General features: G+C 68.1%; 22 protein-coding genes and 3 pseudogenes. 11 read left to right on the top strand and 14 right to left on the bottom strand.

Annotated elements, in window-relative coordinates; genetic code table 11:
• Window positions 1–88: 88 nt before the first annotated feature.
• A complete protein-coding gene (locus C5E41_RS23550; protein WP_219823232.1) occupies window positions 89–1,807 on the bottom strand; it encodes a purine-cytosine permease family protein in 1,719 nt (572 codons plus the stop codon).
• A 424-nt stretch (window positions 1,808–2,231) separates the two neighbouring features.
• On the opposite strand from C5E41_RS23550, the pseudogene C5E41_RS35310 reads away from it, so the two are divergent.
• Window positions 2,232–2,480 (top strand): annotated as a pseudogene (locus tag C5E41_RS35310) (amidohydrolase); the annotation flags it as partial.
• Between the two features lie 85 nt (window positions 2,481–2,565).
• Here the strand turns inward: C5E41_RS35310 and C5E41_RS23540 are convergent.
• From C5E41_RS23540 to C5E41_RS23525, 4 genes are all read right to left on the bottom strand, one after another.
• Window positions 2,566–3,786 (bottom strand): cytochrome P450, encoded by a 1,221-nt coding sequence (locus C5E41_RS23540; protein WP_104377936.1) that lies wholly within the window; start codon window positions 3,784–3,786, stop codon window positions 2,566–2,568.
• Window positions 3,787–3,826: 40 nt separating this feature from the next.
• A complete protein-coding gene (locus C5E41_RS23535) occupies window positions 3,827–5,290 on the bottom strand; it encodes an aldehyde dehydrogenase family protein (protein WP_104377935.1) in 1,464 nt (487 codons plus the stop codon).
• Between the two features lie 23 nt (window positions 5,291–5,313).
• Complete coding sequence (locus tag C5E41_RS23530; RefSeq protein ID WP_104377934.1) at window positions 5,314–6,174, bottom strand: mycofactocin-coupled SDR family oxidoreductase; 861 nt, start codon at window positions 6,172–6,174, stop codon at window positions 5,314–5,316.
• Between the two features lie 116 nt (window positions 6,175–6,290).
• On the bottom strand, window positions 6,291–6,479 hold the full coding sequence (locus C5E41_RS23525; RefSeq protein WP_104377933.1) for a ferredoxin: 189 nt from the start codon (window positions 6,477–6,479) through the stop codon (window positions 6,291–6,293).
• A gap of 407 nt (window positions 6,480–6,886) precedes the next feature.
• Here C5E41_RS23525 and C5E41_RS23520 point away from each other — a divergent pair, with 407 nt between their 5' ends.
• A complete protein-coding gene (locus C5E41_RS23520; protein WP_258081199.1) occupies window positions 6,887–7,540 on the top strand; it encodes a TetR/AcrR family transcriptional regulator in 654 nt (217 codons plus the stop codon).
• Window positions 7,531–7,760 (top strand): annotated as a pseudogene (locus C5E41_RS35305) (transposase); the annotation flags it as partial. The gene C5E41_RS23520 and the pseudogene C5E41_RS35305, both read left to right, overlap by 10 nt.
• A 50-nt stretch (window positions 7,761–7,810) precedes the next feature.
• On the opposite strand, the gene C5E41_RS23515 reads toward C5E41_RS35305, so the two are convergent.
• Entirely contained in the window at window positions 7,811–8,317 is a 507-nt protein-coding gene (locus tag C5E41_RS23515; RefSeq protein ID WP_104377970.1) for a DUF6194 family protein, read from the bottom strand.
• Between C5E41_RS23515 and C5E41_RS33415 the strand changes: the two genes are divergently transcribed.
• Window positions 8,318–8,545, top strand: coding sequence for a hypothetical protein (locus tag C5E41_RS33415; RefSeq protein WP_146097654.1), 228 nt, complete (start codon window positions 8,318–8,320; stop codon window positions 8,543–8,545).
• 144 nt (window positions 8,546–8,689) lie between these two features.
• Here the strand turns inward: C5E41_RS33415 and C5E41_RS23510 are convergent, their stop codons facing one another.
• Window positions 8,690–9,109 carry a group I truncated hemoglobin gene (locus tag C5E41_RS23510; protein WP_104377931.1) on the bottom strand — a complete coding sequence of 140 codons (420 nt, stop codon included), beginning with the start codon at window positions 9,107–9,109 and terminating at the stop codon, window positions 8,690–8,692.
• A gap of 161 nt (window positions 9,110–9,270) precedes the next feature.
• The gene (locus C5E41_RS23505; RefSeq protein ID WP_104377930.1) at window positions 9,271–10,050 is read right to left on the bottom strand and encodes an NADPH-dependent F420 reductase; all 780 of its coding nucleotides are present in this window, start codon (window positions 10,048–10,050) and stop codon (window positions 9,271–9,273) included.
• 90 nt (window positions 10,051–10,140) lie between these two features.
• Between C5E41_RS23505 and C5E41_RS23500 the strand changes: the two genes are divergently transcribed.
• From C5E41_RS23500 to C5E41_RS23485, 4 genes are all read left to right on the top strand, one after another.
• Window positions 10,141–10,554 (top strand): winged helix-turn-helix transcriptional regulator, encoded by a 414-nt coding sequence (locus C5E41_RS23500; protein WP_104377929.1) that lies wholly within the window; start codon window positions 10,141–10,143, stop codon window positions 10,552–10,554.
• Window positions 10,555–10,617: 63 nt separating this feature from the next.
• On the top strand, window positions 10,618–11,718 hold the full coding sequence (gene gcvT / locus C5E41_RS23495; RefSeq protein WP_104377928.1) for a glycine cleavage system aminomethyltransferase GcvT: 1,101 nt from the start codon (window positions 10,618–10,620) through the stop codon (window positions 11,716–11,718).
• A gap of 248 nt (window positions 11,719–11,966) precedes the next feature.
• Window positions 11,967–13,067 (top strand): branched-chain amino acid aminotransferase, encoded by a 1,101-nt coding sequence (locus tag C5E41_RS23490; RefSeq protein WP_104377927.1) that lies wholly within the window; start codon window positions 11,967–11,969, stop codon window positions 13,065–13,067.
• Between the two features lie 311 nt (window positions 13,068–13,378).
• Window positions 13,379–14,359, top strand: coding sequence for a formylglycine-generating enzyme family protein (locus C5E41_RS23485; protein WP_104377926.1), 981 nt, complete (start codon window positions 13,379–13,381; stop codon window positions 14,357–14,359).
• 195 nt (window positions 14,360–14,554) lie between these two features.
• Here the strand turns inward: C5E41_RS23485 and C5E41_RS23480 are convergent, their stop codons facing one another.
• From C5E41_RS23480 to C5E41_RS23455, 6 genes and pseudogenes are all read right to left on the bottom strand, one after another.
• Window positions 14,555–15,163: a TetR/AcrR family transcriptional regulator gene (locus C5E41_RS23480; protein ID WP_104377925.1), complete on the bottom strand. Its 609-nt coding sequence runs from the start codon at window positions 15,161–15,163 to the stop codon at window positions 14,555–14,557.
• A 120-nt stretch (window positions 15,164–15,283) separates the two neighbouring features.
• A pseudogene (locus C5E41_RS23475) lies at window positions 15,284–16,017 on the bottom strand (ABC transporter ATP-binding protein).
• Window positions 16,014–16,721, bottom strand: a complete 708-nt coding sequence (locus tag C5E41_RS23470; RefSeq protein WP_104377924.1) for an FtsX-like permease family protein — start codon at window positions 16,719–16,721, stop codon at window positions 16,014–16,016. The pseudogene C5E41_RS23475 and the gene C5E41_RS23470 overlap by 4 nt, the downstream one beginning before the upstream one ends.
• 185 nt (window positions 16,722–16,906) lie before the next feature.
• The gene (locus tag C5E41_RS23465) at window positions 16,907–17,620 is read right to left on the bottom strand and encodes an MBL fold metallo-hydrolase (protein ID WP_104377923.1); all 714 of its coding nucleotides are present in this window, start codon (window positions 17,618–17,620) and stop codon (window positions 16,907–16,909) included.
• 104 nt (window positions 17,621–17,724) lie between these two features.
• On the bottom strand, window positions 17,725–18,696 hold the full coding sequence (locus tag C5E41_RS23460) for a carbohydrate kinase family protein (protein ID WP_104377922.1): 972 nt from the start codon (window positions 18,694–18,696) through the stop codon (window positions 17,725–17,727).
• A gap of 134 nt (window positions 18,697–18,830) precedes the next feature.
• Window positions 18,831–19,181: a HesB/IscA family protein gene (locus C5E41_RS23455; RefSeq protein WP_062966281.1), complete on the bottom strand. Its 351-nt coding sequence runs from the start codon at window positions 19,179–19,181 to the stop codon at window positions 18,831–18,833.
• A 313-nt stretch (window positions 19,182–19,494) separates the two neighbouring features.
• Between C5E41_RS23455 and C5E41_RS23450 the strand changes: the two genes are divergently transcribed.
• The 3 genes from C5E41_RS23450 to C5E41_RS23440 all read left to right on the top strand — a co-directional run bounded on the left by C5E41_RS23450 (window position 19,495) and on the right by C5E41_RS23440 (window position 23,214).
• The gene (locus C5E41_RS23450; RefSeq protein ID WP_063027507.1) at window positions 19,495–20,163 is read left to right on the top strand and encodes a DUF3043 domain-containing protein; all 669 of its coding nucleotides are present in this window, start codon (window positions 19,495–19,497) and stop codon (window positions 20,161–20,163) included.
• Between the two features lie 224 nt (window positions 20,164–20,387).
• Window positions 20,388–22,175: a nicotinate-nucleotide--dimethylbenzimidazole phosphoribosyltransferase gene (gene cobT / locus C5E41_RS23445; RefSeq protein WP_104377968.1), complete on the top strand. Its 1,788-nt coding sequence runs from the start codon at window positions 20,388–20,390 to the stop codon at window positions 22,173–22,175.
• Window positions 22,176–22,473: 298 nt separating this feature from the next.
• Window positions 22,474–23,214, top strand: coding sequence for an adenosylcobinamide-GDP ribazoletransferase (locus tag C5E41_RS23440; RefSeq protein WP_104377967.1), 741 nt, complete (start codon window positions 22,474–22,476; stop codon window positions 23,212–23,214).
• The last annotated feature ends 154 nt before the right edge of the window (window positions 23,215–23,368 follow it).

The following is a 23,368-nucleotide window of genomic DNA, read 5'->3' as shown; positions in this document are numbered from 1 at the left end:
GGGCGCCGGGGATCGAGGTTCGACAGCCTCGATCGCCGGCGTTTCCGACCACACGCGGACGTTTCCTATTCCTCTGTCGCTGCGGGGATTACAGCGCGGGTGTGGATTGCCGCAAGCCGAGGTCGGCGGAGGTGGCCACCGGATCCTGATGGGTGGCCGACTGGCACTGCTCGTGGCAGCCCTTGGTGAGCGTGCATGTCAGCGAGGACACTGTGCCGCCGTGGAAGGGGCAGTCGTGCACCATGTCGGGAAGTTCGTAGCGCTTGCCGTCGACGATGTCGAGCAGCGTCTGCCCGGCCCACAGCGGTTCCCGCTCGATCTCCTCGCGCAGCGGATTCTTGCGTGCCAGATAGTATTTGCCCTTCGTGGCGACCGCGATGACCGGGGCGAGCACCATCGCGACCGCCAGCGCGAGGTACGGCGACCAGGCCTGGCAGAACTCGCCGAACGCGCCGAAGAACGCGGCGATCGAGACCGCCGAAGCCACCAGCATCGAGACGAAGCCCACCGGATTGATCGCGTACAGATACGCCCGCTTGAACTCCACGTACGGCGGGCTGATCTTCAGCAGTCCCTTGTTGATCACCAGATCCGCGACGATAGCGCCGATCCAGGCGATGGCCACATTCGAGTAGAAGCCGAGGATCGTGTTGAGCAGCGAGAACATATTGCACAGCATCAGTGTCAGCGCGATCGCGATGTGCAGCGCCAGCCACACCACCCGGCCCGGATGGATGTGCAGGGCCCGGCTGAAGAAGTTCGACCACGACAGCGAACCCGAATAGGCGTTGGTGACGTTGATCTTCACCTGCGACAGCAGCACCATCACCGTCGCGACGCCCAGCGCGACGCCGTGGTTGTGCAGGACCGAACCGTAACCGCCCAGGAACTGCTCGATCGGTTCGGTCGCGCGGGTGAACCCGACCTGGTCGACCACGTAGAAGGCCAGGAAGGCGCCCGAAATCTGTTTGGCCGCACCGAGAATCACCCATCCCGGGCCTGCCAGCAGCACCGCCGACCGCCATTTCAGCGGCGGGGTCTCGGACTTCTCCGGCATGAACCGCAGATAGTCCACCTGTTCACCGATCTGCGCGATCAGCGACAACGCGACGCCGGCTCCCGCACCGACGGCGATCGCGCCGACCCGTTGGCTGCCGCCGTCGCCGGTCCAGGACAGGAAGCCGTCGGCCCCGTGCGGGTCGGCGATCAGAATCATCGCGATCGGCGCGACGAACAGCACCAGCCACAGCGGCTGGGTCCACACCTGGAACTTCGCCAGCGCCGACATCCCGTACAGCACAAGGGGAATGATGAGGACCGAGCCCAGGATGTAGCCGATCGGCAAGGGTATGTGGAAGGTCAGCTTCATCGCCTGCGCCATGATGGCGCCCTCGAGCGCGAAGAAGATGAAACAGAAGCTGGCGTAGATCAGGCTGGTGAGCGTGGATCCGAAGTAGCCGAAACCCGCGCCGCGGGTCAGTAGGTCCATGTCCACGTTGTATTTCGCGGCGTAATACGCGATCGGGATGCCGGTGAGGAAGATCGTGGCCGCCGCGACCAGAATCGCGACGATCGCGCTGGCGCTGCCGTGGCTGACCGCGATGGACGCGCCGATGGAATAGTCGGCGAGATAAGCGATTCCGCCGAGGGCGGCGACCCCGCACGCCATCGGCGTCCAGCGGCGGAAGGTGCGCGGGGCGTAACGCAGCGAATAGTCCTCGATGTTGTCCTTGGCGGCCCACGTCTGGAAGCGGTTCCATCGCGTCGGTGGAACACCGGAGGCCGGCGGTGTCGGGGAAGTGTTCATCGTCAGATCTCCTTGCAACGAACGCTGCGACGCTTCGGAACTCTGTCGACCGCACTGTCCTACGTCATCCGATCAGCAGCAAAACTCAAGGTAGGAGAGCTGATTCCGTTTGACAACATTCAAATGAATATTTTTCGAACGGGCAATCTGTTGGTTACAAGCGGGCCCGGCGCCGTCCTCGCGCGCACTGTCGCTCGATCCTGGCGCGCGACACCGTCTGCGCAGGTGCGGCCTGGATTTCATTGCCGCCGTGCTCAATCCGAGCGTTCGGGCCACCATGCCGCCCGGCAGGCGGTTACGCGGGCCTGGGTTGCCCGCACGGTAATGAGAGCGATCGAGGGCGGCAAAGGATTCAGGGCGGTTTCGAGTGGGTGCGCGAGGCCGGCCGGGCACCACGAGGGCCTGCCGGTTCCCGGGCGATTCGCTGACCGGCGGGTACCGTGCCGACGATATCCGTGGGTGGCAGGAGGAGTTCTACCGCGACTTGCACGCCCATCCGGAGCTGTCGCATCGAGAACATCGCACGGCCGGACTGATCGCGGAGAAGTTGCGGTCGCTGGGTTACGAGGTGCACGAGGGGATCGGCGGAACGGGAGTCGTCGCAATCCTGCGCAACGGTGACGGGCCGGGGGTGCTGCTGCGCGCCGACATCGACGCGCTGCCGGTACGTGAGGCGGACGGAAGCACTGGTCGTGGCCGCGTTGGCATGGTTGGGACGGTAGGTCACGGCCGGACGGCGACCTCAGTTGTCCGCGGTGTCAGGCCGGATCCCATTCGAGCGGTAGGGAAGTCAGGCCGAGCTGGCCGCCGGTCTCGGTCAATTCCGCGTCCGGCGCCAGACGGTAGTCGGGGACACGCTTGTGCCACTCTTCGATCGCGATGCGCAGTTCTCGCCGGGCCAAATGGGAGCCCAGGCAGCGGTGCGGACCGGCACCGAAGCCGATGTGGTTGTTCGCGGTGCGATGGATGTCGACCTTGGTCGGGTCGTGGAACGCGGCCTCGTCCCGGGTCGCGGCGCTGAGCGGAAAGCCCACGATATCGCCGGCTTTGATCGGGCAACCCTCGAGAACAGTGTCCTGCATGGCTTTTCGAGCCGGCACGACAATGGCGTAGGCGCGGACGAACTCTTCTACCGCGGTAGGAATGATTTGGGGGTCGGCGACGATGGCGGCCCGGTCTTCGGGATGGGTCGCCAAATGCCAGAACGACCAGCCCAGAGTGACGGATACGGTGTCGAGCCCGGCCATGAACATCAGCAGGCAGAAGGCCAGGAGATCCTGGTCGGACACCGGCTTGTCGTCGATCCGGAAGGTCAACGCCTTACTGACGATATCGTCGCGAGGCTCCTCCCGGCGCTCGGCGATGATCGTGGCGAAACGCCCCATCACGGCCATCATCGCGGCGCCCTGCTCCTGCCGAAGCCGGTCGACGTCGTCGTTGGTGTTGTGCAGGATGGCGTGCACCCACTCCATGAACTGGCCGAGTTCGTCGACGGGCAGACCCATCAGTTCGAGGAAGATCGTAGTCGGGTACTTCTGGGCGAACTCGGTCATCAGATCGGCCTTGCCGGTGCCCTTGGCGAGAATCGCCTCGATCAGATCGACTGCGCGGGCACGCACCTTGTCCTCGAGGGCGTCGGTCACCTTGGGCGAGAACAGTGGAGCGAGCTGCTTGCGCCACTGTCGGTGTTCCTCACCGTCGAGCATCTCCGGAATCCACCTGAACGCCGGCTCCGGATCCAGCGGGGTGACAACACTATTGGAGTAGATTGCTGGATTCTGCAACACCTCGAGGATGCCCTCGTAGCTGAGCACGGTCCACCAGCCGGGGCCGAATTCGTTGCGGTAGATCGGAGACTCTTCCCGCAGTTCGTCGTAGGTGGCGAACCAGGTGCCGGCGGGCTTGTTGTCGGTGTAGTTGAAGTTGTGCACCGGGCATGTGGCGTTGGCGCCGACCTGGCTGCTGCCGATCTGTGTCATCGAATGTCCTTGTGGGAGAAGTTGTTCGGTCTGAGAAGGGCTACCGCGCACTCCAGGTCACGGCTTTGGTCTGTAGATACTCTTCGAGGCCGGCCGCACCCCATTCACGACCCAGGCCACTCTGCTTGTAGCCCCCGAAGGGCACATGCGGTGTGACACCGCCGCCACCGCCGTTGATGTTCACCATGCCGGTGCGGATGCGTTTGGCGATGCGGTACGCCCGCGCCGGGTCCGCGGCGTAGACCCCACCCGCCAGTCCGTAATCGCTCTCGTTGGCCAGGCGCACCGCGTGGTCGTCGTCGTCGAACGGAATGATGACACCGACCGGGCCGAAGAATTCCTTCTGCGCGATCTCCATGGAGTTCTCTGCGTCCACGAACAGGGTCGGTTCGACGAAGAACCCCTTGTCCAGTCCGGCGGGCCGGCCGCCACCGAATGCGATACGCGCGCCCTGCTCGACTCCCGTGGCGATCAAGGCCTCGACCTTGGCACGCTGAGCTTCGCTGATCAGCGGCCCCATCCCGATGCCAGGGTCCGCAGGATCGCCGACGGTGAGCTGTCCCAGGCCGCCGGTGACGATGGCAACGAGTTCGTCGTACCGCGAACGGTGTACGAAGGTGCGGGTCAGCAATGCGCACCCTTGGCCCGCGTGGGTGACCATGTTGATGATCACCGATTCCGCCGCCGCGGCCAGATCGGCGTCCTCACAGATGATGTTGGCGGACTTGCCGCCAAGTTCGAGAACCACCTTCTTCAGCGTCGGCGCGGCCTGCTCATACACGAGTCGTCCCACGGTGTCCGAACCGGTGAAGCTGACCAGATCCACCTTCGGATTCGTGGTCAGCTCCTTGCTGGCCTCTGGATCGCCGGTGACGATATTGAGCACCCCCGGCGGCAGGCCGGCCTCCTCGGCCGCGGTGCCCAGTACGAATGCCTCGAGCGGTGTGGCAGGCGCGGGTTTGAGCACGACGGTGCAGCCGGCGGCGAGCGCGGGGGCGACCTTCATCAGGTTGAGGAACAACGGAAAGTTGTAGGCCGAGATCAGGGCAGCGACGCCTGCCGGTTCGCGCAGGACGACGCCCTGAGCGATGCCCTGGCCGATGGTGGGCTGCGCCGCGCGCTCGAACTCGAATCCGGGCAGGATCCGTTCGGCCATATCCCGTAGATGCTGCAGCGGAATCCCCACCTGCAGGTACTCCGCCAGCATTCGGGTGGAGCCGGCTTCGGCGATACTGAGATCGACGAGTTCTGCGCGCCGCTGCTCCAAAGCGTCGGAAAAACGCAGTAAAACCTGCGCACGATCGCGGGGGGACATAGTCGGCCACGGGCCTTCGTCGAAGGCCCGCCGCGCGGCCTCGATCGCCCGCCGGACGTCTGTCACGGTGCCCTGCGGAACGCGGCCGATGACTTGCTCGGTGGCGGGGTTTATCACGGCGGTGACCTCGTCGCCGTCGCTGTCGACCCAGGCGCCGTCGATGTAGAACTGGGAAGTAGTGATTGTCACGGTGTTCTCCGGAGTCGGTGAGGTCAGAAGGTTGGCTGCTGGAGGCGGTGGCGGACGTAGCCGCCGGAATCGACTCGCATCTGCATGCCGGTGACGTAGCGCGAGGCGTCCGACAGCAGGAACAGCACCATGTCGGCGATGTCCTCGGGTTCGACGAACGGCACCCCCATGCCCGACATCGCAGGGAAGGCGGGCATGGCGTCCTCGCGGGTGGGCTTCTCCAGATCCGGCCGGAACTGTCGGTACATGACGTCGCTGTTGAGCATGTCGGTGTTGCAGTTAGTGGGATGCACCGCGTTGGCTCGAATTCCCTTGGGCCCTACCCAGATTGCGAGATCGTTGATGAATGACGCGATCATCCGCTTGGCGAGGGTGTAGCCGCCTCCACCGGCTCCCATGGCGGGGTTGTCGGTCGCGCCGGGAAGCAGTGCGGCCAAACTGCCGGTGGCGACGATCGACGCGCCCTCACGCAAATGCGGCAGGGCGGCCTCGACGGTATTGACCACGCCGACGAAATCCACCGTGAACGCGTCCATGAACGCTTGCGGGTCAGGTGTGCCCAGCGGGCAGATGCCGGCTTGAGCGACAACCCCATCCAGCCGGCCGAATTCGGCGACGCCCCGCTCCACCGCCGCGAAAACCGCTCGGCGGTCGCGGACGTCCGCAGTTACCGACACCATCTTCGCGCCGGCGCTCTGAACGAGGCGGGCCGTTTCGTCGAGGTCCTCAGGGGTGGCCAGCGCATAGTCGTTGGTCTTGATGTCTTCGCAGAGGTCGAGGCCGATGATGTTGGCACCCTCGTTGGCCAGGCACACCGCGTGCGCCCGTCCCTGCCCACGCGCGGCACCGGTGATGAAGACGACTTTGTCTTGCAGAACAGCCATTGGAGCGAACTTTCTATTCGGATCCGGAGACGGTTTGTCTCGGATGTATGTCCATCGGGCACAAGTGGGTCGCTTGCACGAGCGTCGTGATATCCACCATGTGCCTGGCGCTCAAATCAGTGAACGGAGATCGCCCGCTCGGGACATGCAGCGATGCCGGCGGCGATGTTCTCGTCGAGGGGCTCGCTCACTTCGCGGTCGATCGGCAGGGCGTAGCCGTCATCGTCGATGTCGAAAACATCCGGCGATACCGCGAAACAGCGAGCATGTCCTGAGCATTTGGCGGTGTCGATGGTGAGTTTCATCAGGTGATTACCTCGGGTCGTGTATCGAAAGGTCGTGAGTCAGAGGGACTCGTAGGTCCGTCGATCGCCGTCTCGCCGGTGCGCAATCCCGGGTGGGATGGCCTGCGTCAATTGAGATCATTTGCGCGTTGTAGTCTCAATTGATGAGACTTCGCGGGATTGAGAGTAGCATCACCTCTCGAGGGTGTCGAGATGTAGCTCACAATTAATAATTGGTTAGATCATTCACTGAGGTGAGCCGATTGTGCGCGGCGGTCTGCTGCCGGTTGCGAGGAGGAGTTCGGATGTCGGGGTGTGACACGGGCACGGGCCACGCTGGTGAACGAGGTCTGGATTCGGGTGTTCGGGGTCGGTTGATTCGTGCTGCTGATGAGGAGATGCGGGTTCGGGGTACGGCGGTGGTTCCGATGGCTGCGGTGGCTGCGCGGGCGGGGGTGTCGCGGGCGACGGCGTTTCGGCAGTTGGGTGGGGCGGGGGAGATGGTGGTGCAGGTGGGGCTGTTGCGGGCGCAGCGGCATGTGGAGCGGGCGCAGGCGCGGATGGCCGAGCAGGATGATGTGTTCTCCAAGATCGAGGACGTGCTGGTGTATGCGGCGCGTGAGTTGCCGCGGGATCCGGTGATCGCGGCGTTGATCGCTCAGCATTCGGCCTCGGCGCGTCATCCTGATACTCAGCGGGTGACCGCGACGGTGTCGGGTCCGGTTCTGTTGGCCGGTCAGCGGGCTGGTGTGATTCGGTCCGATGTTCCGGTCGCGGATTTGATCGAGTTCTTGACCGAGCAGACCTACCTGGCCGCCGAAGACCCCAAACGTTCGGAAGAAGCCGCGCGGTTGCGATTCCGGCGCTTCGTCATGCCGGCATTGCAGCCCCAATGGCCGGTGGTGGGGACCGAGGAGCTCGGGACGGCACTCGAGGCGGCGTCGGATGCGATAGCCGCGGCCGGCCGGGCAGTTGCGCGGATCCGCGGCTCGGTGTCGGCCGGAGTATCGGCCGACACCGACAGTGCCGTTCCTCTGCTGGGCGGGAATGGGGTCGGTGATCATGGCCACGGGGCGAAATGACGATCGGCAACCGTGCCGCGTTGGAGGGCATTCTGTTCGTGACGCGTACGGGAATCGGTTGGAACCGGTTGCCGACCGGGTTGTTCGGGGCTTCGGGGGCGACGTTGCTGGCGGCGGTTGGCCGAGTGGCGGGGAAGCGGGAGTGCGGCAGCAGTTGCACGAGAATCTGCTTGTCGAGTTGCGTGCGGCCGGGAAGCTGGAGCTGTCGTCGGTGCTGGTCGTGGCCGCGTTGGCATGGTTGGGACGGTAGGTCACGGCCGGCCGGCGACCTCAGTTGTCCGCGTGTGATTCTCGGCGCTGGTATCGGCTGCGGGCGAGGTGATGGGCCGAGCGCAGGAGGTCGGCGACGGCGGTGGCGGTTCGCGGGCCCGGGTTCACGACGGCGAGCCAGGCCTGTGCGCCGTAGACGGGGTGAGGGAACAGGGTGTCGGCGATGCTCGGGTCGGCCGGGTTCGCGGCGTGGTCGTGCGGGGTGTGGCCGGTCCGCTCGATGAATGCCTCTTTGCCCGCGAAGATGTTGAGGCGGAACGTGTTCGGGCGGTCCAGGCGGGATGATCCGTCGTCCGGATAGTCCTTGGTGACGATGGTGGCGAAGGGTTGGGCGCGGGGCACCACGCCGTCGGGGGCGTAATAGAAGAAGGTGTCGCCCCAGCTGATTTCGGGGGTGCCGTCGCCGGGCCGGGGGCTCAGCGTCAGGACGCCGCCGAGGTTTTCGACGACCTGGTCGTGCCCGGTCGGGCCGGAGCGCGCGGTGCGCGGGTGTACGCGCCGGAGGATGTGCGCGATGCGCGGATCGCCCACCAGCTCCGGCTCGCCGGATATCGCATTCCGGCGCTGCGCGATCTGCTGTCCGCCCTGCGGGCCTTTCGAGGTGGTGACGTGTCGGCCGCACTCGCCGCGCGGGAGGCCGAGATCGACACCCGCTCCTGGGCTTTGTTCGAGGCGGCCGCCCTGCTGTTCCGGATCGTCTCCCCGTCCGGCGACGACTCTTTCGAGATCGGATGAACGGCCGTCGGCGCTGTGTCTCGTTTCCGCGGTCGGCCAGGGGCGTCTGCGGTGAATACCCGGTCTCGCTCGGCCGCCGCCGATCCTGTGCGCGGGGCAGGAGCGGGCGGCGGCCGATCCGGCGCGGTCACCCGTGAGCGCAGCTCACGACACGGGTGCGTCGGAGGCGATCTCCGGTGCCAAAGGTGCGATGGCGCCGATGATTTCGCCGACGGTCGGCTCCGGAACTCCGGCGCCCGTCAGGGCGTCGGTGAGGTGGCCGGCGACGAGGTTGAAGTGGTGCATGGTGATGCCGCGGCCCTGGTGAACCTGTTTCATCGGGGCGCCGGTGTACGGTTCGGGGCCGCCGAGGGCGGCGGCGAAGAATTCCACCTGGCGCCCTTTCAACCTCGACATGTTGGTGCCGGTGAAGAAGCCGGCGAGATCCTCGTCGGCGAGGACGCGGACATAGAAGTCCTCGACGACGGTTTCCAATGCTTCGTGCCCGCCGATCTGCTCGTAGATGGATGGGGCGGGCGCGGGCGGGGCCGCGGACGATTTCGAGAAAAGTGACGAGATTCGCATGAAAACAGGAAATCAGCGGCGTGTTTCACCTCCGTTAGTTGTGTGTCGCCGACGGGTTGCCCTGTGTAGAAAGGCGGTTGCTCCGATCTCACCTCCGCCGCGGCCGGGCTGCGAGGTTTCTCTCGCTGCGGTGACGAGCAAGCGGGCCGCGGCGCAACGAACTACGGGGTGGGCATGGCCGGCACCGCCCGGCTGGGGTCCACGCCGGAGAAGGCCAGCGAGATGACGAAACCGGCGGCCTCCTCCAGTTGACGTGCGCGGTCCAGACCGCCCAGCACCACCGGTGCGGCGCCGACATCGCGCACCAGCTGTTCGGTGGTGCGCAGGGCGGCCGGGTCGTCGCCGCAGATCGTGACCGAGGGCGGTCGGTGCGCGGTTCCGATATCGGCGGTTGCGGGGGCTTCGGTTGCGGCCCACTGTTCGCTGGGGAACAGGTGGAACGCCTTCACCACGTGGGCCCCCGGCGCGAGTTCGGCCACGCGCTGCGCATGCGAGGTGCCGGGTGGCAGGCGCAGCACGCCGACCCCGTGGTCGATCGCATTGGTCGCGTCGATGACGGTGAGACCCGACAGCGCACCACCGGGTGCGCCCACCGCGCGCAGAACCTCCTCGACTCCGGTGTAGGCCACCGCCAGTAAAACCGCCTCCGCATCGGCCCGCGCCTCGGCGCCGGTGCTTGCCGTGGATTCGGCTGCTGCCTGCGCGCCTGCGCCGCCCGCGATGTTCGCGGGGTTCGGCGTCGCCGGGGTATGCGGGACGGCCTTTCCGCCCGCCGCGATCTCCGTCAACGGCACGCCCCGCACGTCGGCGCCGAGGCGCCGCGCGAGCGCCTCGGCCTTGTCCGCCGAGCGCCCCGCCACCGTGATCTCGTGTCCGGCGCGCGCCCACCGGCGGCCTAATGCCTCGGCCAGGGTGCCGGTGCCGAGAATCGTGATTCGCATCGTGTGCTCCTTCGAGTTGTCGATCCGGCGCTACGGTAGGACGGCCGATACGCACCGATCGGTGCGCGACGGATAGGTGATCATCACGGGATGAGCGGTTACGACGAGCATGCGGGTGAACTGGTCGCCGATTGCCGGTTGCGCGCGGCCACAGACCTTTTCGCGCATACCTGGGATCCGGTGGTGCTGGTCGGACTGCTCGGCGGGACGCGCCGGCGCAGCGAATTGCGGGCCGAGATCGGCGGCATCAGCGACAAGGCGCTCACCGAGGCCCTGCACCGGCTGCTCGGCCGCGGGCTGATCGAGCGTCACCGCTACGCCCAGGCTCCACCGCGGGTCGAATACGCGTTGACGCCGCTCGGGCTGAGCCTCGTCGAGGGCCCGATGCGAGCGCTCGGCGAGTGGGTGGAGGAGCACGGGGACGCACTGCTGGAGGCGGACCCGCTCGCCGAGTTCGACAGAGGCGAGCACGGCAGACCCGCCGCCACCCGCGGCGCACAGTGACCGACCCGACACAGCCGCCCGGGCGCGAACCGCGAGCCGCCGGCGCTCGATAAGCTCCCCGGGGTGACCGACGAGACGCTGCAGCAGGGCCCCATCCACGCCGTCCACGCGGAGCTGGGCGCGACCTTCGCCCCGTTCGGGGGGTGGGAGATGCCGGTGCAGTACGCGGGCACCGTCGCCGAGCACACCGCGGTACGGACCACCGTCGGTGTTTTCGACGTGAGCCACCTCGGTAAGGCGACCGTGCGCGGCGCGGGGGCGGCGGCGTTCGTGAATGCGGCGCTGACCAACGATCTCGGCCGCGTCGGGCCCGGGAAGGCGCAGTACACGCTGTGCTGCACCGAGCACGGCGGGGTGATCGACGATCTGATCGCCTACTACGTCTCCGACGACGAGATCTTCCTGGTGCCGAATGCGGCCAATACCGCCGCGGTGGTGGCGGAATTGCGCAAGGCCGCGCCGGAGGGCATCATGATCACCGACGAGCACCGCGAGTACGCGGTCTTCGCGGTACAGGGTCCGAGATCGGCGGAAGTGCTTGCCGCGCTGGGGCTTCCGACCGATATGGAGTACATGGCGTTCGCCGATGCCGAGTGGGACGGCCGTCCGGTGCGCGTCTGCCGAACCGGATACACCGGTGAGCACGGCTATGAACTGCTGCCGCGCTGGGCCGACGCCGAGGCGGTTTTCCGCGCTGTGGTGGCCCGGGTCGAAGCGGCGGGCGGGCAGCCGGCCGGACTGGGTGCGCGCGACACGCTGCGCACCGAGATGGGCTATCCGCTGCACGGCCACGAACTGTCGCTGGAGATTTCGCCGGTGCAGGCCCGCGCGGGCTGGGCGGTCGGCTGGAAGAAGCCGGAGTTCTGGGGCAAAGCGGCTCTGACGCAGGAGAAGTCGGCGGGCCCGCGGCGAATCCTGTTGGGGCTCAAAGCGCTCGATCGCGGTGTGCTGCGCCAGGGGCAGACGGTGCTTCGTGGTGAGGAGGCCGTCGGTGAGACCACCTCGGGCACCTTCTCGCCGAGTCTCAAGGTCGGCATCGCCTTGGCATTGCTGGATACCGAGGCCGGGCTGGAGCCGGGGGACGAGGTCGAGGTCGATGTGCGCGGCCGCCGGTTGCGCGCCGAGGTGGTGCGCCCGCCGTTCGTGACGCCGCACACTTCCTGAACGGCGGTCGCGGACCTCCTGCGTGTGTCGGAAATCATCACGCGTCCGGAGTGGAGGGGCCGGCAAGTCCGCTGCACGAAGGGGGGAAGCAGCTCTCTCGAAGGGGCCGTTGCGAGACAAATGACTCGCATCGGACGCCGTCGAGGGGGGACTATGCCGCGATTGCCGGGATCCGTGATCGCTGCCCGGCCGATCGCCACGCAGGTCCGAGCATCGGTGTCGACGACCGCAGTTCTAGTATCGAGGCCATGACAGTCGCTGCACAGTTCACTCGTACCCCGCATCCCGCCCCTGTTCCGGCGGATCGGCGCACGGAGATTCTGGCGGCGCCCGGGTTCGGTCGCTACTTCACCGACCACATGGTGTCGATCGACTACCTCGACGGGCAGTGGACCAATGCGCGGGTCGAACCGTACGGGCCGTTGTCGATGGATCCGGCGACGATGGTGTTCCACTACGGTCAGGCCATCTTCGAGGGTCTCAAGGCGTATCGGCAGGCCGACGGCAGTATCGCCACCTTCCGCATCGATGCCAACGCGGCGCGGTTCCAGCGGTCGGCCCGGCGGCTGGCGATGGCGGAGCTGCCGGAGGAGTTGTTCATCGAATCGGTGCGCCAGCTGCTCGAGGTCGACGCGGACTGGGTGCCCGCGGCCGGTGGCGAGGAGTCGCTGTATCTGCGGCCGTTCATGTTCGCCACCGAGGCGGGCCTGGGCGTGAAGCCCGCCTCCGGCTACAAGTACCTGCTGCTGGGTTCGCCTGCGGGAGCGTATTTTCCGCGTGGCGTGAAGCCGGTGCGGGTGTGGCTGTCCACCGAATACGTGCGCGCCGCCCCCGGCGGCACCGGTGAGGCGAAGGTCGCCGGCAACTATGCGTCCTCGCTGCTGGCGCAGCAGCAGGCCACCGACAAGGGCTGCGACCAGGTCGTGTGGCTCGATGCCTGCGAGCGCAAGTACGTCGAGGAGATGGGCACCAACAACCTGTTCTTCGTCTACGGTTCCGGTTCCGAGGCCCGGTTGGTGACCCCGGAACTGTCTGGGTCGCTGCTGCCGGGCATCACCCGCGACAGCCTGCTGACCCTCGCCGCCGACTCCGGTTATCCGGTCGAGGAACGCAAGGTGTCGGTCGAGGAATGGCGCGACGGCGCCGAATCCGGCGACATCACCGAGGTTTTCGCGTGCGGTACCGCCGCGGTCGTCACCCCGGTCGGCTGGGTGCAGTCCGCCGAGGGCGAATTCGAGATCGGCGGCGGTGAGCCCGGCGAGGTCACGATGGCGCTACGCGACACGCTGACCGGAATTCAGCGGGGCACGTTCGCCGACAACCACGGCTGGTTGCGCACCCTGGCGTGAGCCGGGAGAAGAACGGGCTGGGGCGCGGGGCCTTTCGGCACGCGCCGCAGGCGTGCACCGGAACCGGTGCGCGAGCGGCCCGCGCGGCAGGTCAGCTGCTCATGTGAGCGGTTGCCGTGCCGCGTGTGCGACACGTTCGCGGCTGTGTGCCGCATCCGCCGAGGGTGAATTCGATGTCCCTCCGCCCGAGCCGTCCGAAACAGTTGCCGAATACTGCCCCCCACGGGGTGAACGGCGCTGTACCGTCGGCTCAGCGAACGTTCGGCTACCGCTGCCGGCGTTGACGTTCGGACAGTGAGGGAGAGGTAGTCATGCCACATCGCACCGACTCCGGCACCCACCACGCCTGCTGTGCACCCTCCGCGGAAAAGAACGCCGAGCCGACCGGGCACGATGACATCGCCGGTCACTCGGCCGAGGGAGACCACCGCCGCGACTTCGAGCTCGCCCTGGTCGCCCTTCCCGGCGGCACCTTCACCATGGGAGACGAGAGCCGCTGGGCCTACCCCGGCGACGGGGAGGGGCCGTGCCACCCGGTCACCGTCGACGCCTTCGCCATCGGCCGGTACGCGGTGACCAATGCCGACTTCGCCGCGTTCGTGGCCGACACCGGCTACCGCACCGACGCCGAGAAATACGGCTGGTCGTTCGTCTTCGCCGGTGTGCTGCCGCCGGATATGCCGCCCACTCGCGCGGTGGTCAACGCCCCGTGGTGGCGGCAGGTGGAGGGCGCGGACTGGGCTCATCCGTTCGGGCCCGACTCCGACGTCGGCACCCTGGCCGACCATCCCGTGGTCCACGTCTCCTGGGAGGACGCCCGAGCCTTCTGCACGTGGTCGGGCACGCGGTTGCCCACCGAGGCCGAATGGGAGTACGCCGCCCGCGCCGGATCCACCGGCCCGTTTCCCTGGGGTGAGGACTTCGAGCCGGACGGGCAGCGGCGGATGAATGTGTTCACCGGTGAATTCCCCCGCACGGCCCCCGGCGCGCATCTCGGCACGATGCCCGTGAACGCGTACGCGCCCAACGGTTTCGGGCTCTACAACACCACCGGGAATGTGTGGGAGTGGTGTTCGGACTACTTCTCGCCGGACTACTACCGGCACAGTCCCGAAGCGAATCCCACCGGACCCGATCTCGGCCGCGACCGGGTGATGCGGGGCGGATCGTATCTGTGCCATCTGTCCTACTGCCGCCGCTACCGGGTCTCGGCGCGACAGGGCAGCGAGCCGGTCTCCTCGACGGGGAATCTGGGCTTCCGGGTGGTGGCGGAGAACGCGGCCACGCGCTGAAGCGTTCGCCGTTTCGCCGCACTACCCGCTCGCAACCCGGCCACCGTGGACTGGGCGGTCGCCGCGCCCAGGACAGATCGACGATGCCGCGGATGAAGAGGGCGCCGAAGACCAGCAGTACACCGATCGACAGCAACCGGGTATGGCCGATCATCCAGATCTCGGCCGCGTCGGGCCTCAGTGGCCGAGCAGGAACTACGCGCCGTCGGGTGTGTGCGTGCCGGCCGCCGCGTGATGGAGATACGGAGTCAGTAGCTCTCGGACGCGCGCCGCCACCGTGTCGACGGGGGCGTGGTTTTCGACCATGCGCGAGGCGGTGAGGACGACGGCGTTGATCAGTTCGGCGGTCGTCGCCGGATCTAGTGCGCCGAGTTCGGTCAGCGCGGCGATCAGCGGCGTGCGGAGTTCGTCGTGGGTGGCGCGGCCCTGGGCGGCGAGGGCATCGGGCGCGATATGGGTCGAAAGCCCTTGTACCACCGCGTGTTCGCCCTCGTCGACCAGTTCGAGGTTGACCAGCGCATAGGTCAAGACCTTGGCGCCGGGGTCGTCGGCCGCGGCCATGCGCTCGGTGATCCGTGCGCTCCAGCGGGGTAGCGCATCGGCCAGTACCGCCTCGAACAGTTCGTCTCGTGAGCCGAAATACTGATAGACGCTGGGCCGGGCCAGACCGGCGCGGGCAGCCACCTCGACGAGTGTGGGTGCCGCACCGGTCTGTTCGGAGAGGAGCGCGCGCGCGGCGTCGAGGAGGGCACGCCGCTGCGCCTGCCGGTGTTCCGCGACCGTCGCCGCCTGAATCCTCGGCACGAAACCTCCTTCTCGCCGCGGCCGGGAAGGTGTTTCACCCGGCCGGGCCGCATCCGACCCTGTGCGACAGTGCTATCACATCCTGTCGCGGTCACACTCGGTCGCGGTGTGCCGTGACCTTCAGCGCTCGGGGGTGAGGCGGCCGTCGACCATGTGCAGGACGCGGTCGCAGCGGTCGAGGATGTCGTGGTCGTGGGTGACCATGACGGTGGCGACCGCCGCCGCGCGGGTTTCGCGGGCCAGCAGTTCCACCACCTCCGCGCTGCGGGCGCGATCCAGAGCGGCGGTCGGCTCGTCGACCAGCAGGACTCGCGGCGAGCCCATCAGCGCGCGAGCGATGCCGACGCGCTGGCGCTCACCGCCGGACAGTTGCTCCGGTCGCCGATTCGCCTTCTCGCCCATGCCGATCGCGCCGAGCAACTCCCGCGGATCGCGGCGGGCGCCGGTGAGGCGGGCGACGAGGCGCAGCTGATCGGCGGCCGTCAGCGCGGGCAGGAGGTTGCCCGATTGGAAGACGAAACCGATGTGGCGCAGCCGGAATCGGGTGCGCTCCCGCGCGCTCAGGGAGGTGAGATCGGTGCCGCCGATGCGAACACGTCCGGTATCCGGGTGGTGAGACCGCCCGCCACGGCGAGCAGGCTCGATTTGCCCGAGCCGGAGGGGCCGATGATCGCGACGAATTCCCCAGGCGTGACCGACAGGTGCACGCCGTCCAGCGCGGTCACCGTATCGGCGCCGTCGCCGAGGGCGAGGGTTACGCCGTCGAGTTCGAGTCCCGTATTCGAGCCGGAAAGGTTGGCGCCGCGCGTATTCGCTTGTGTCGCAGTGCCTTTGCGTGTGGTGAAGCTGCTCATCGGTTGGCTCCCAAGGCCGCGAGGGGATCGATTCTGGTGACACGCACGATGGCGGCGGCCGCGCCCAGCACACCGAGCAACACCAGCAGCCCGGCTCCGGTGGCGATGGCCGCGGGATCGAGGGTGAACGGCATGCCGTGAATGAATCGGCTGCCGCCGACGGCGATCAGCACCCCGATGGCGGTCGCGCCGACCAGCACCACCACGGCCTGAGTCAGTCCGTCCGCGAGCAGGAACCGCGTCGGCGCGCCGATCGCCCGCAACACCGCCTTGTCGAGGGCGGTCGCGCTCACGACGATGCCGTCCGGTCGATCCAGTCCTGCGCCCTTCGCCGGTTCCGGGGCCAGGAACGACTGCGGTTCGACGCCGAAGAGCGCGAAGTCGACCGCGACTCCACCGCTGGTCTTGGCGTTGACCAGCGTATTGCCGAAGGGGGCGGCATCGGCCACGCCCGGCTGGGATCGCCACGCCGCCACCTGTGCGGTGTCGATCGTGCTGCGGGTGAATGCCGAGTCGGTCTTCGTGCCGTGCGCGAAGGCGAAGGCGTCGACCGGCAGGGCGCGCAGGCCGGAGACACCGTCGTCGACCAGTCCGGACGACAGCCCGGACAGCATCACGGTCAGGATCGAGATGAGCGCGACCACGCCGCCCATCAGGCCGAATCTCACTCGCGCGTACCACAGTTCGCGCAGTGCCAGGAACATGACAACACTCCTCACGGCTGCCGCCGGGCGGACCGGCGGCGAGACAGCACCGTCTTTCTGACGGCGCGTCGGTAAGATGCCAACGCAGCGTCGGCAAAAGTTCCGCCCGGGGTGGTGAACCGCCCAGGAAATGCGAAAAGCCCTCTCGCGCAAGGCGAAAGGGCTTGGAGGATGGAGGCGGTCGCTCAGCCGGGCATGAGCATATGCCACTGTTCCAGGGTGGTCGGGCGCATGACGTAGTTGTTCTCGCGCACCGACGACAGGGCCGCGCTGGGTTCTTCCGAGTACCAGTGGCCGGGGTAGACGACCGGGTCGCCGGACAGCTCGGCCAGGTGGCGCAGGCTGCGGAACATGGCGTCGGAATCCCCGCCGGGGAAGTCGGTGCGGCCGCAGCCGTCCACGAACAGAGTGTCACCGGCGACGAGCCGGTTCTCGAACAGGAAGCACTGGCTGCCCGGCGTGTGGCCGGGGGTGTGCAGGAATTCGATCTCGACGCCACCGACGGCGAGGGTGTCGCCGTGGTCGTGTCCGGTCAGCTCGCTCGGGGCGATACCGGTGACGTTGGCGACCCAGGACAGTTCCTCGTGGTTCACGTGCACCGGAACCTGTACCCGCTCGAGCAGTTCCTTCACCCCGCGCAGGGTGAAACCCATCATCGCGCCGCCGACGTGGTCGGGATGATGATGAGTTGCCAGCACACCGGTCAGCCGCAGGCCGTCGGCCTCGGCGATATCGACCAGATCACTCGCCGCGTACGCGGGATCCACCACCACACATTCGCCGGACTCGCGATCGCCGATCAGATACGAGAAGTTCCGCATCTGGGTGGCAATCGGATCGCCGACGGCCCAGTCCCGGCCCGCCAGCAGCTGACGAAAATACAAACGATCGGATCCCATACGCACACCCTATTGTTCGCCGGCGAACTCCGCGCATCCGGACGCAATGTTGTGAATCGTCACGGCCGCCGGCCGCCGGATGACTCGGTCTCTCGGGCCGGCGCTCAGTTCAGCAGCGCGCCGAGTTCGTCCGCGGCCTCCGGGCCGTACGCGCCGCGCAACCGCCGCAATGCGTCGTCGCGGTCGAGCGACCACTCCTGGGTGCCCACGGTTTCCAGCACCAGCACCGCGGTCAGCGAACCCAGCTGGGCCGAGCGCTGCAGGCTGAGTCCGGCGGTGTGCCCGGTGAGGAAGCCGGCCCGGAACGCGTCGCCGACGCCGGTCGGGTCGACCTGCGAAAGTTCCGGCACCACTTCGACATTCACCTCGACACCGTCACTGTCGACGATCAGCGCGCCCTTGGCGCCGAGGGTGGTGACGCGAATGCCGACCCGGCGGCCGATCTCCTCGGGGGACAGCCCGGTCTTCTGCAGCAGCAGGCCCCACTCGTACTCGTTGGTGAAAAGGTATGTGGCGCCGTCGATCAGGGCGAGCGCTTGGTCGCCGTCGAGGCGGGCCAGTTGCTGCGAGGGGTCCGCGGCGAACGGGATGCCGAGCTTGCGGCACTCCTCGGTGTGGCGCAGCATCGCGTCGGGATCGTTCGCGCCCACCAAAACCAGGTCCAGCGAACGGTTTTCGGCCACCTCGGCGATCGAGATGTCGCGGGCCTCGCTCATCGCGCCGGGATAGAACGACGCGATCTGGGCCATGGTCTCGTCGGTCGTGCAGACGAAGCGCGCGGTGTGCGCGGTCTCGGAGATCCGCACCGCCGAGCAGTCCACGCCGTGGCGCTCCAGCCAGTCGCGGTACTCACCGAAGTCGGGGCCGACCGCGCCGACCAGCAGCGGGTTCCCGCTCAGCAGACCCATCGCGTACGCGATGTTGCCGCCGACACCGCCTCGGCGAATCACCAGATCGTCGACCAGAAAACTCAACGACACGTGCTGCAACTGATCGGCAAGCAGGACGTCGGAGAATTTCCCCGGAAAACGCATCAAATGGTCGGTCGCGATGGAAGCGGACACAGCGATGGTCACGAAGCCCGGTCCTTGTCTGTCGAGGGCGGAGTCTGTCGAGGGCGGAGTCTGTCGAGGACGGAATCAGCCTTACCGTACCGTGTGCACGACACGACGCGGAATCTCCGCAGAGATTCCGCGCCGGGAGCAGATCGTCAGTTGAAGCTGTCGCCGCAGGCGCAGGAGCCGGTGGCGTTCGGGTTGTCGATCGTGAAGCCCTGCTTCTCGATCGTGTCGACGAAGTCGATGGACGCACCCTGGACATAGGGGGCGCTCATCCGGTCGACGGCCAGCGTGACCCCGCCGAACTCGGCGGTCAGGTCGCCGTCGAGAGTGCGATCGTCGAAGAACAGCTGGTACCGCAGACCCGCGCAACCGCCCGGCTGCACCGCGATGCGCAGCGCCAGATCGTCGCGGCCCTCCTGGTCCAGCAGCGCCTTCGCCTTGGACGCGGCGGCGTCGGTCAGGATCACACCGTGGGTGGTGGTCTCGTTCTGCACAGTCATGAAGTCTCCTCGCAGACCCTCGTTACCCGTGAACGTTGTTTCCGTGAACAGCGCACGGCTCGGTAGCTGTCAACGCCACGTCGCGGGTGGCTATTCCAATCTTGCCACTGCGCGCGCCGCCGTGGGCCCCTCGGCCCCGGAATTGCCGGGTCGACGGCGCTCGAACGTGCGAATCGCCACACCCGCGGGGCGTGTCGCGGGGTACAGACCGGCCGGTCGGAGCCAGTTTGCCGGTATGGGTGGTATGACCGATCACACAGGCCAGTGGAGACCGTATTTCCAGGCCGGTATGCCATCCAATAGCCTGGTCGGCGTGAAGTTCCTGCGCCGTGGCGATGCCAGCACCACCGACGACCACGTCGACGACACGTCGGCCGCGACCGACGATGACACGGCCACAGCAGCGCAGCGGCCCGCACCGACCGCCGGCAAGGGGCGCCCGACACCCAGACGCCGCGACGTCGAGGGCAGGCGCCGCGGGCCGGTCGCGCCCGCGCCGCTGACCGCCAAGGAGGCCCGCGCCCGGCGCAAGGCCACCCGGGGCAACCGCGAGGAACGCAAGGTCGCCTCGGCCGAACGCCGGGCCGCCGCCGCCGATCGCCGCGCCCGGATGCTCGCCGGTGAGGACAAATATCTGCTGCCGCGCGACCGCGGCCCGGTTCGTGCCTACGTCCGGGACCTGGTCGACGCCCGCCGCAATCTGGTCGGACTGTTCATGCCGCTGGCGCTGGTGCTGATCCTGACCATGTTCCTCACCCCGCAGGTGCAGGCCTACGTCACCCTCGCGATGATCGTGATGATGCTGTTCATGGTCGCCGAGGGCTTCGTGATCGGACGCCTGATCAACAAGCGGGTGCAGGAGCGCTACCCCGACGACACCACCTCGAGCTGGTCGCTGGGCTGGTATGCCTTTGTCCGGGCCTCCCAGATCCGCCGCATGCGTGCCCCGAAGCCGCGGGTGTCGCCCGGCGACGCGGTCTGAGTTCGGGAATCCGGCGCCGGTCGGCACGATCGTTCTCCGCACGGGCAGCCGTATGTCCGGTCGGCGGGGCGGTTGCTGTGTGCTTCCGGTCGACTGCCGCCGCGAGTGTGCCCAACAGCGGCGCTGCGCGGATCGAACTCGGCCGTTGCGGGGCCCTGGGCTCGGAGAGGCCGGGCCTCGGGTGGGCGGCGGTCGGGGTGCGGGCCGATTGGTACCGTGCTGACGTGGTGAACGATGCTGCGGGCGGCCGAGGGCTGCGGACGCTGGTGCTCGGTGGGGCGCGCTCGGGGAAATCCGCCTATGCCGAGGAGGTGGCCGGCCACAGCGGACCGGTGCGCTACGTCGCGACCGCGGTTCCCGATCCCGCCGACGCCGACTTCGCCGATCGTATTGCCGCCCATCGCGTTCGGCGCCCCGGTACCTGGCATGTGGTGGAGGGCGATCCGATCACCGTGCTCGGTGACTCGGCGCCGGTGACGTTGATCGACGACCTCGGCACCTGGTTGACCGCCCGCATCGACGCGCGCGCGGCCTGGGATTCGCCGCGCGGAACCGTCGGCCCCGATATCGATGCGCTGGTCGCGGCGGTGACCGGCTATGCGGACCGCTTGCTGATCGTGAGCCCGGAGGTAGGACTGGGTGTGGTTCCGGCGACCGCGTCGGGACGACTGTTCCAGGACGAGATCGGAACGCTGAATCAGCGGCTCGCGGCGGTGTGCGACGAGGTCGTGCTGGTTGTCGCCGGGGTGCCGGTCGTGCTGAAGGGGGCGGGTGCTTCGACCGGAAGCGGTATCGCGGCGGCTTCCGCGGCGGCGGAAAAAGCGTTGTCAGCCGGTCACGACGCGGACGGCGGCGGTTCGACGGCCTCGGGCGCAGGAGCTACCGCCGTCGGCTCGGTGGCGGGTTCGACCCCGCGCGGCCTCGCCGAATTCGACGGCACCACACCGGCATTCGGTCCGGTCGCCGCTCCCGATGCGCGGGTGCGGGCCGAGGCCGAGCAGCGGCAGCTGCAATTGACCAAACCGGCGGGTGCGCTCGGACGGTTGGAGACGCTGGGGAACTGGGTGGCGGCGTGCCAGGGGCAGTGCCCGCCGCAACAGTTCCGGCGCGCCCGGGTCGTGGTGTTCGCGGGAGACCACGGTGTGGCGCGACACGGCGTTTCGGCGTATCCCAGTGAGGTGACCGCGCAGATGGTCGCCAACTTCCTGGCCGGTGGGGCGGCGGTGAACGCGCTGGCGCGCCTGGCCGATGCGACCGTGCGAGTGGTGGACATCGCGGTGGACGCCGACACCGATCCGTCGGTCTCGGCACACAAGATTCGCCGCGCCAGCGGAGCCATCGATCGCGAGGACGCCCTCACCGAAGCCGAGTTGTACGCCGCGCTGGCCGCGGGGCGAGCGATCGCCGACGAGGAGATCGACAGCGGAGCCGACCTGCTGATCGCCGGCGATATGGGGATCGGAAACACCACGCCGGCAACCGTTCTCATCGCCACGCTCACCGATACCGAGCCGGTGGTGGCGATCGGCCGCGGCACCGGCGTCGACGATGCCGGATGGATGCGCAAGGCCTCCGCGATCCGGGACGCCATGTGGCGCGCGCGTCCGCACCGGCAGGACCCGTTCGCGCTGCTGCGGATCGCCGGTGGCGCGGATTTCGCCGCCACCGCGGGCTATCTCGCGCAGGCCGCCGCACGGCGCACGCCGGTGATTCTCGACGGTGTGGTGGTCACCGCCGCGGCGCTCATCGCCGAAATGCTCGCCCCCGGTGCGAAGCGGTGGTGGGTGGCCGGGCATCGGTCCACCGAGCCGGCGCACCCGCTGGCCCTCGCTAAACTCGATCTGGAGCCGCTGGTCGAGCTGAACATGCGGCTCGGTGAAGGCTCCGGTGCGGTGAGCGCGCTGCCGCTGCTGCGCGCGGCCATCGCCGCGCTGTCGGAGATGTCGACGTTCGGTGAGGCAGGGGTGAGCACCGCCGAATCCGATTCGGCCGCACCGGAAGTCGTGTCCTGAACGAGGGGCGTGGACCGGATCGCCCGGCCCGCACCGTGTGGCCGGGTCGCCGGATGGCCAATGTCCGCGGCGCCTCCGCGCGCGCGGAACTGCGGTCCTCACCTCGTCGAGCCCGCCCCGGGCCCCGCTGCGGTGTGCCGGACCACACCGCCGGCCCGCTGAGCACGCACCGGAAGGCCGGTCGGATCGGGTATTTCGCCGATCACCCGCGCGCGGGGTGTCGTGATCTTTCGGCGGCACTGCGCGCAGCATCGAGAGGTGCGTCCTGCGGCATCGCCGAATCGAGGTTCCGGCCGTGATCGCGGCGGCTCGTCTCGCGATCTCGTGGTTGACGGTGCTGCCGGTGCGCGGACCCGAGACGGTCGACCGCAGGGCGGCGGCGGGGGCCATCGCGGCGGCACCCGTGGTCGGAGCAGTGCTGGGTGCGGGCGCCGCCGGACTGCTGTGGATATTGACTTGGGCCGGAATGGATTTCGCGCTGGCGGGGCTGATCACCGTCGGTGCGCTGGGGCTGGCGACCCGAGGGATGCATCTGGACGGGCTGGCCGATACCGCGGACGGGCTCGGCAGTTACGGGCCGCCCGAACGTGCCCGGGAAATCATGAAGAGCGGCGGGGCGGGGCCCTTCGGGGTGGCCGCGTTGATTTTCGCCATCGGCGTGCAGGCGCTGTCGTTCGCCGCGCTCGCCGAGCACGGCCGCTGGTTCGCGGTCGGGCTCGCGGTGGCCGTCGGGCGGGTTGCGGTCGTCCTCGCCTGCCGCGGATACGCACCTGCTCCCGGCGCCGGATTCGGTGCGCTGGTGGCGCGCACGCAGTCGGTGGTGACACTGGCGGTCTGGACTCTCACCGCGCTCGTCGCAGGCGTCTTCGCCGCGCCCGCGTCGTGGCTCGGGCCGGTCGCGGTCGCCGTGGCTCTGGCGGCCGTGGCTCTGCTGGTGTGGCATTGTGTGCGGCGTTTCGGCGGGCTCAACGGTGATGTGCTCGGTGCCGCCGTCGAGGTGACCGTCGCGGTCACCGCCGCGGTGCTGTCACTGTCCTGAGTTCGAGCCGAACTGTCCATCGGCCGTACCGTTTTCTCCGTCTCCGGAGGCCGACGGCCGGCGAGAACGATTGTGTGTCAATAACGCAACGGCCTTGCCCCGGTTTGGGAATAAGGCATCGGGGTATCCGTGGGCAATGACGGTAATAGAGCGA

Source organism: Nocardia nova (assembly GCF_002933465.1).
GTDB classification, from domain to species: domain Bacteria; phylum Actinomycetota; class Actinomycetes; order Mycobacteriales; family Mycobacteriaceae; genus Nocardia; species Nocardia nova_B.
The sequence above is the reverse complement of the archived record's forward strand: the minus strand, read 5'-3'. Positions and strand labels throughout refer to the sequence as shown.

Bases quoted from the DNA above. Each gene is read 5' to 3' on its own strand.
- C5E41_RS23550 (WP_219823232.1), bottom strand. From the start codon at position 1,807: ATGAACACTTCCCCGACACCGCCGGCCTCCGGTGTTCCACCGACGCGA.
- C5E41_RS23540 (WP_104377936.1), bottom strand. From the start codon at position 3,786: ATGACACAGATCGGCAGCAGCCAGGTCGGCGCCAACGCCACATGCCCG.
- C5E41_RS23530 (WP_104377934.1), bottom strand. From the start codon at position 6,174: ATGGCTGTTCTGCAAGACAAAGTCGTCTTCATCACCGGTGCCGCGCGT.
- C5E41_RS23525 (WP_104377933.1), bottom strand. From the start codon at position 6,479: ATGAAACTCACCATCGACACCGCCAAATGCTCAGGACATGCTCGCTGT.
- C5E41_RS23520 (WP_258081199.1), top strand. From the start codon at position 6,887: ATGGCTGCGGTGGCTGCGCGGGCGGGGGTGTCGCGGGCGACGGCGTTT.
- C5E41_RS23510 (WP_104377931.1), bottom strand. From the start codon at position 9,109: ATGCGAATCTCGTCACTTTTCTCGAAATCGTCCGCGGCCCCGCCCGCG.
- C5E41_RS23505 (WP_104377930.1), bottom strand. From the start codon at position 10,050: ATGCGAATCACGATTCTCGGCACCGGCACCCTGGCCGAGGCATTAGGC.
- C5E41_RS23500 (WP_104377929.1), top strand. From the start codon at position 10,141: ATGAGCGGTTACGACGAGCATGCGGGTGAACTGGTCGCCGATTGCCGG.
- C5E41_RS23490 (WP_104377927.1), top strand. From the start codon at position 11,967: ATGACAGTCGCTGCACAGTTCACTCGTACCCCGCATCCCGCCCCTGTT.
- C5E41_RS23485 (WP_104377926.1), top strand. From the start codon at position 13,379: ATGCCACATCGCACCGACTCCGGCACCCACCACGCCTGCTGTGCACCC.
- C5E41_RS23470 (WP_104377924.1), bottom strand. From the start codon at position 16,721: ATGTTCCTGGCACTGCGCGAACTGTGGTACGCGCGAGTGAGATTCGGC.
- C5E41_RS23465 (WP_104377923.1), bottom strand. From the start codon at position 17,620: ATGGGATCCGATCGTTTGTATTTTCGTCAGCTGCTGGCGGGCCGGGAC.
- C5E41_RS23455 (WP_062966281.1), bottom strand. From the start codon at position 19,181: ATGACTGTGCAGAACGAGACCACCACCCACGGTGTGATCCTGACCGAC.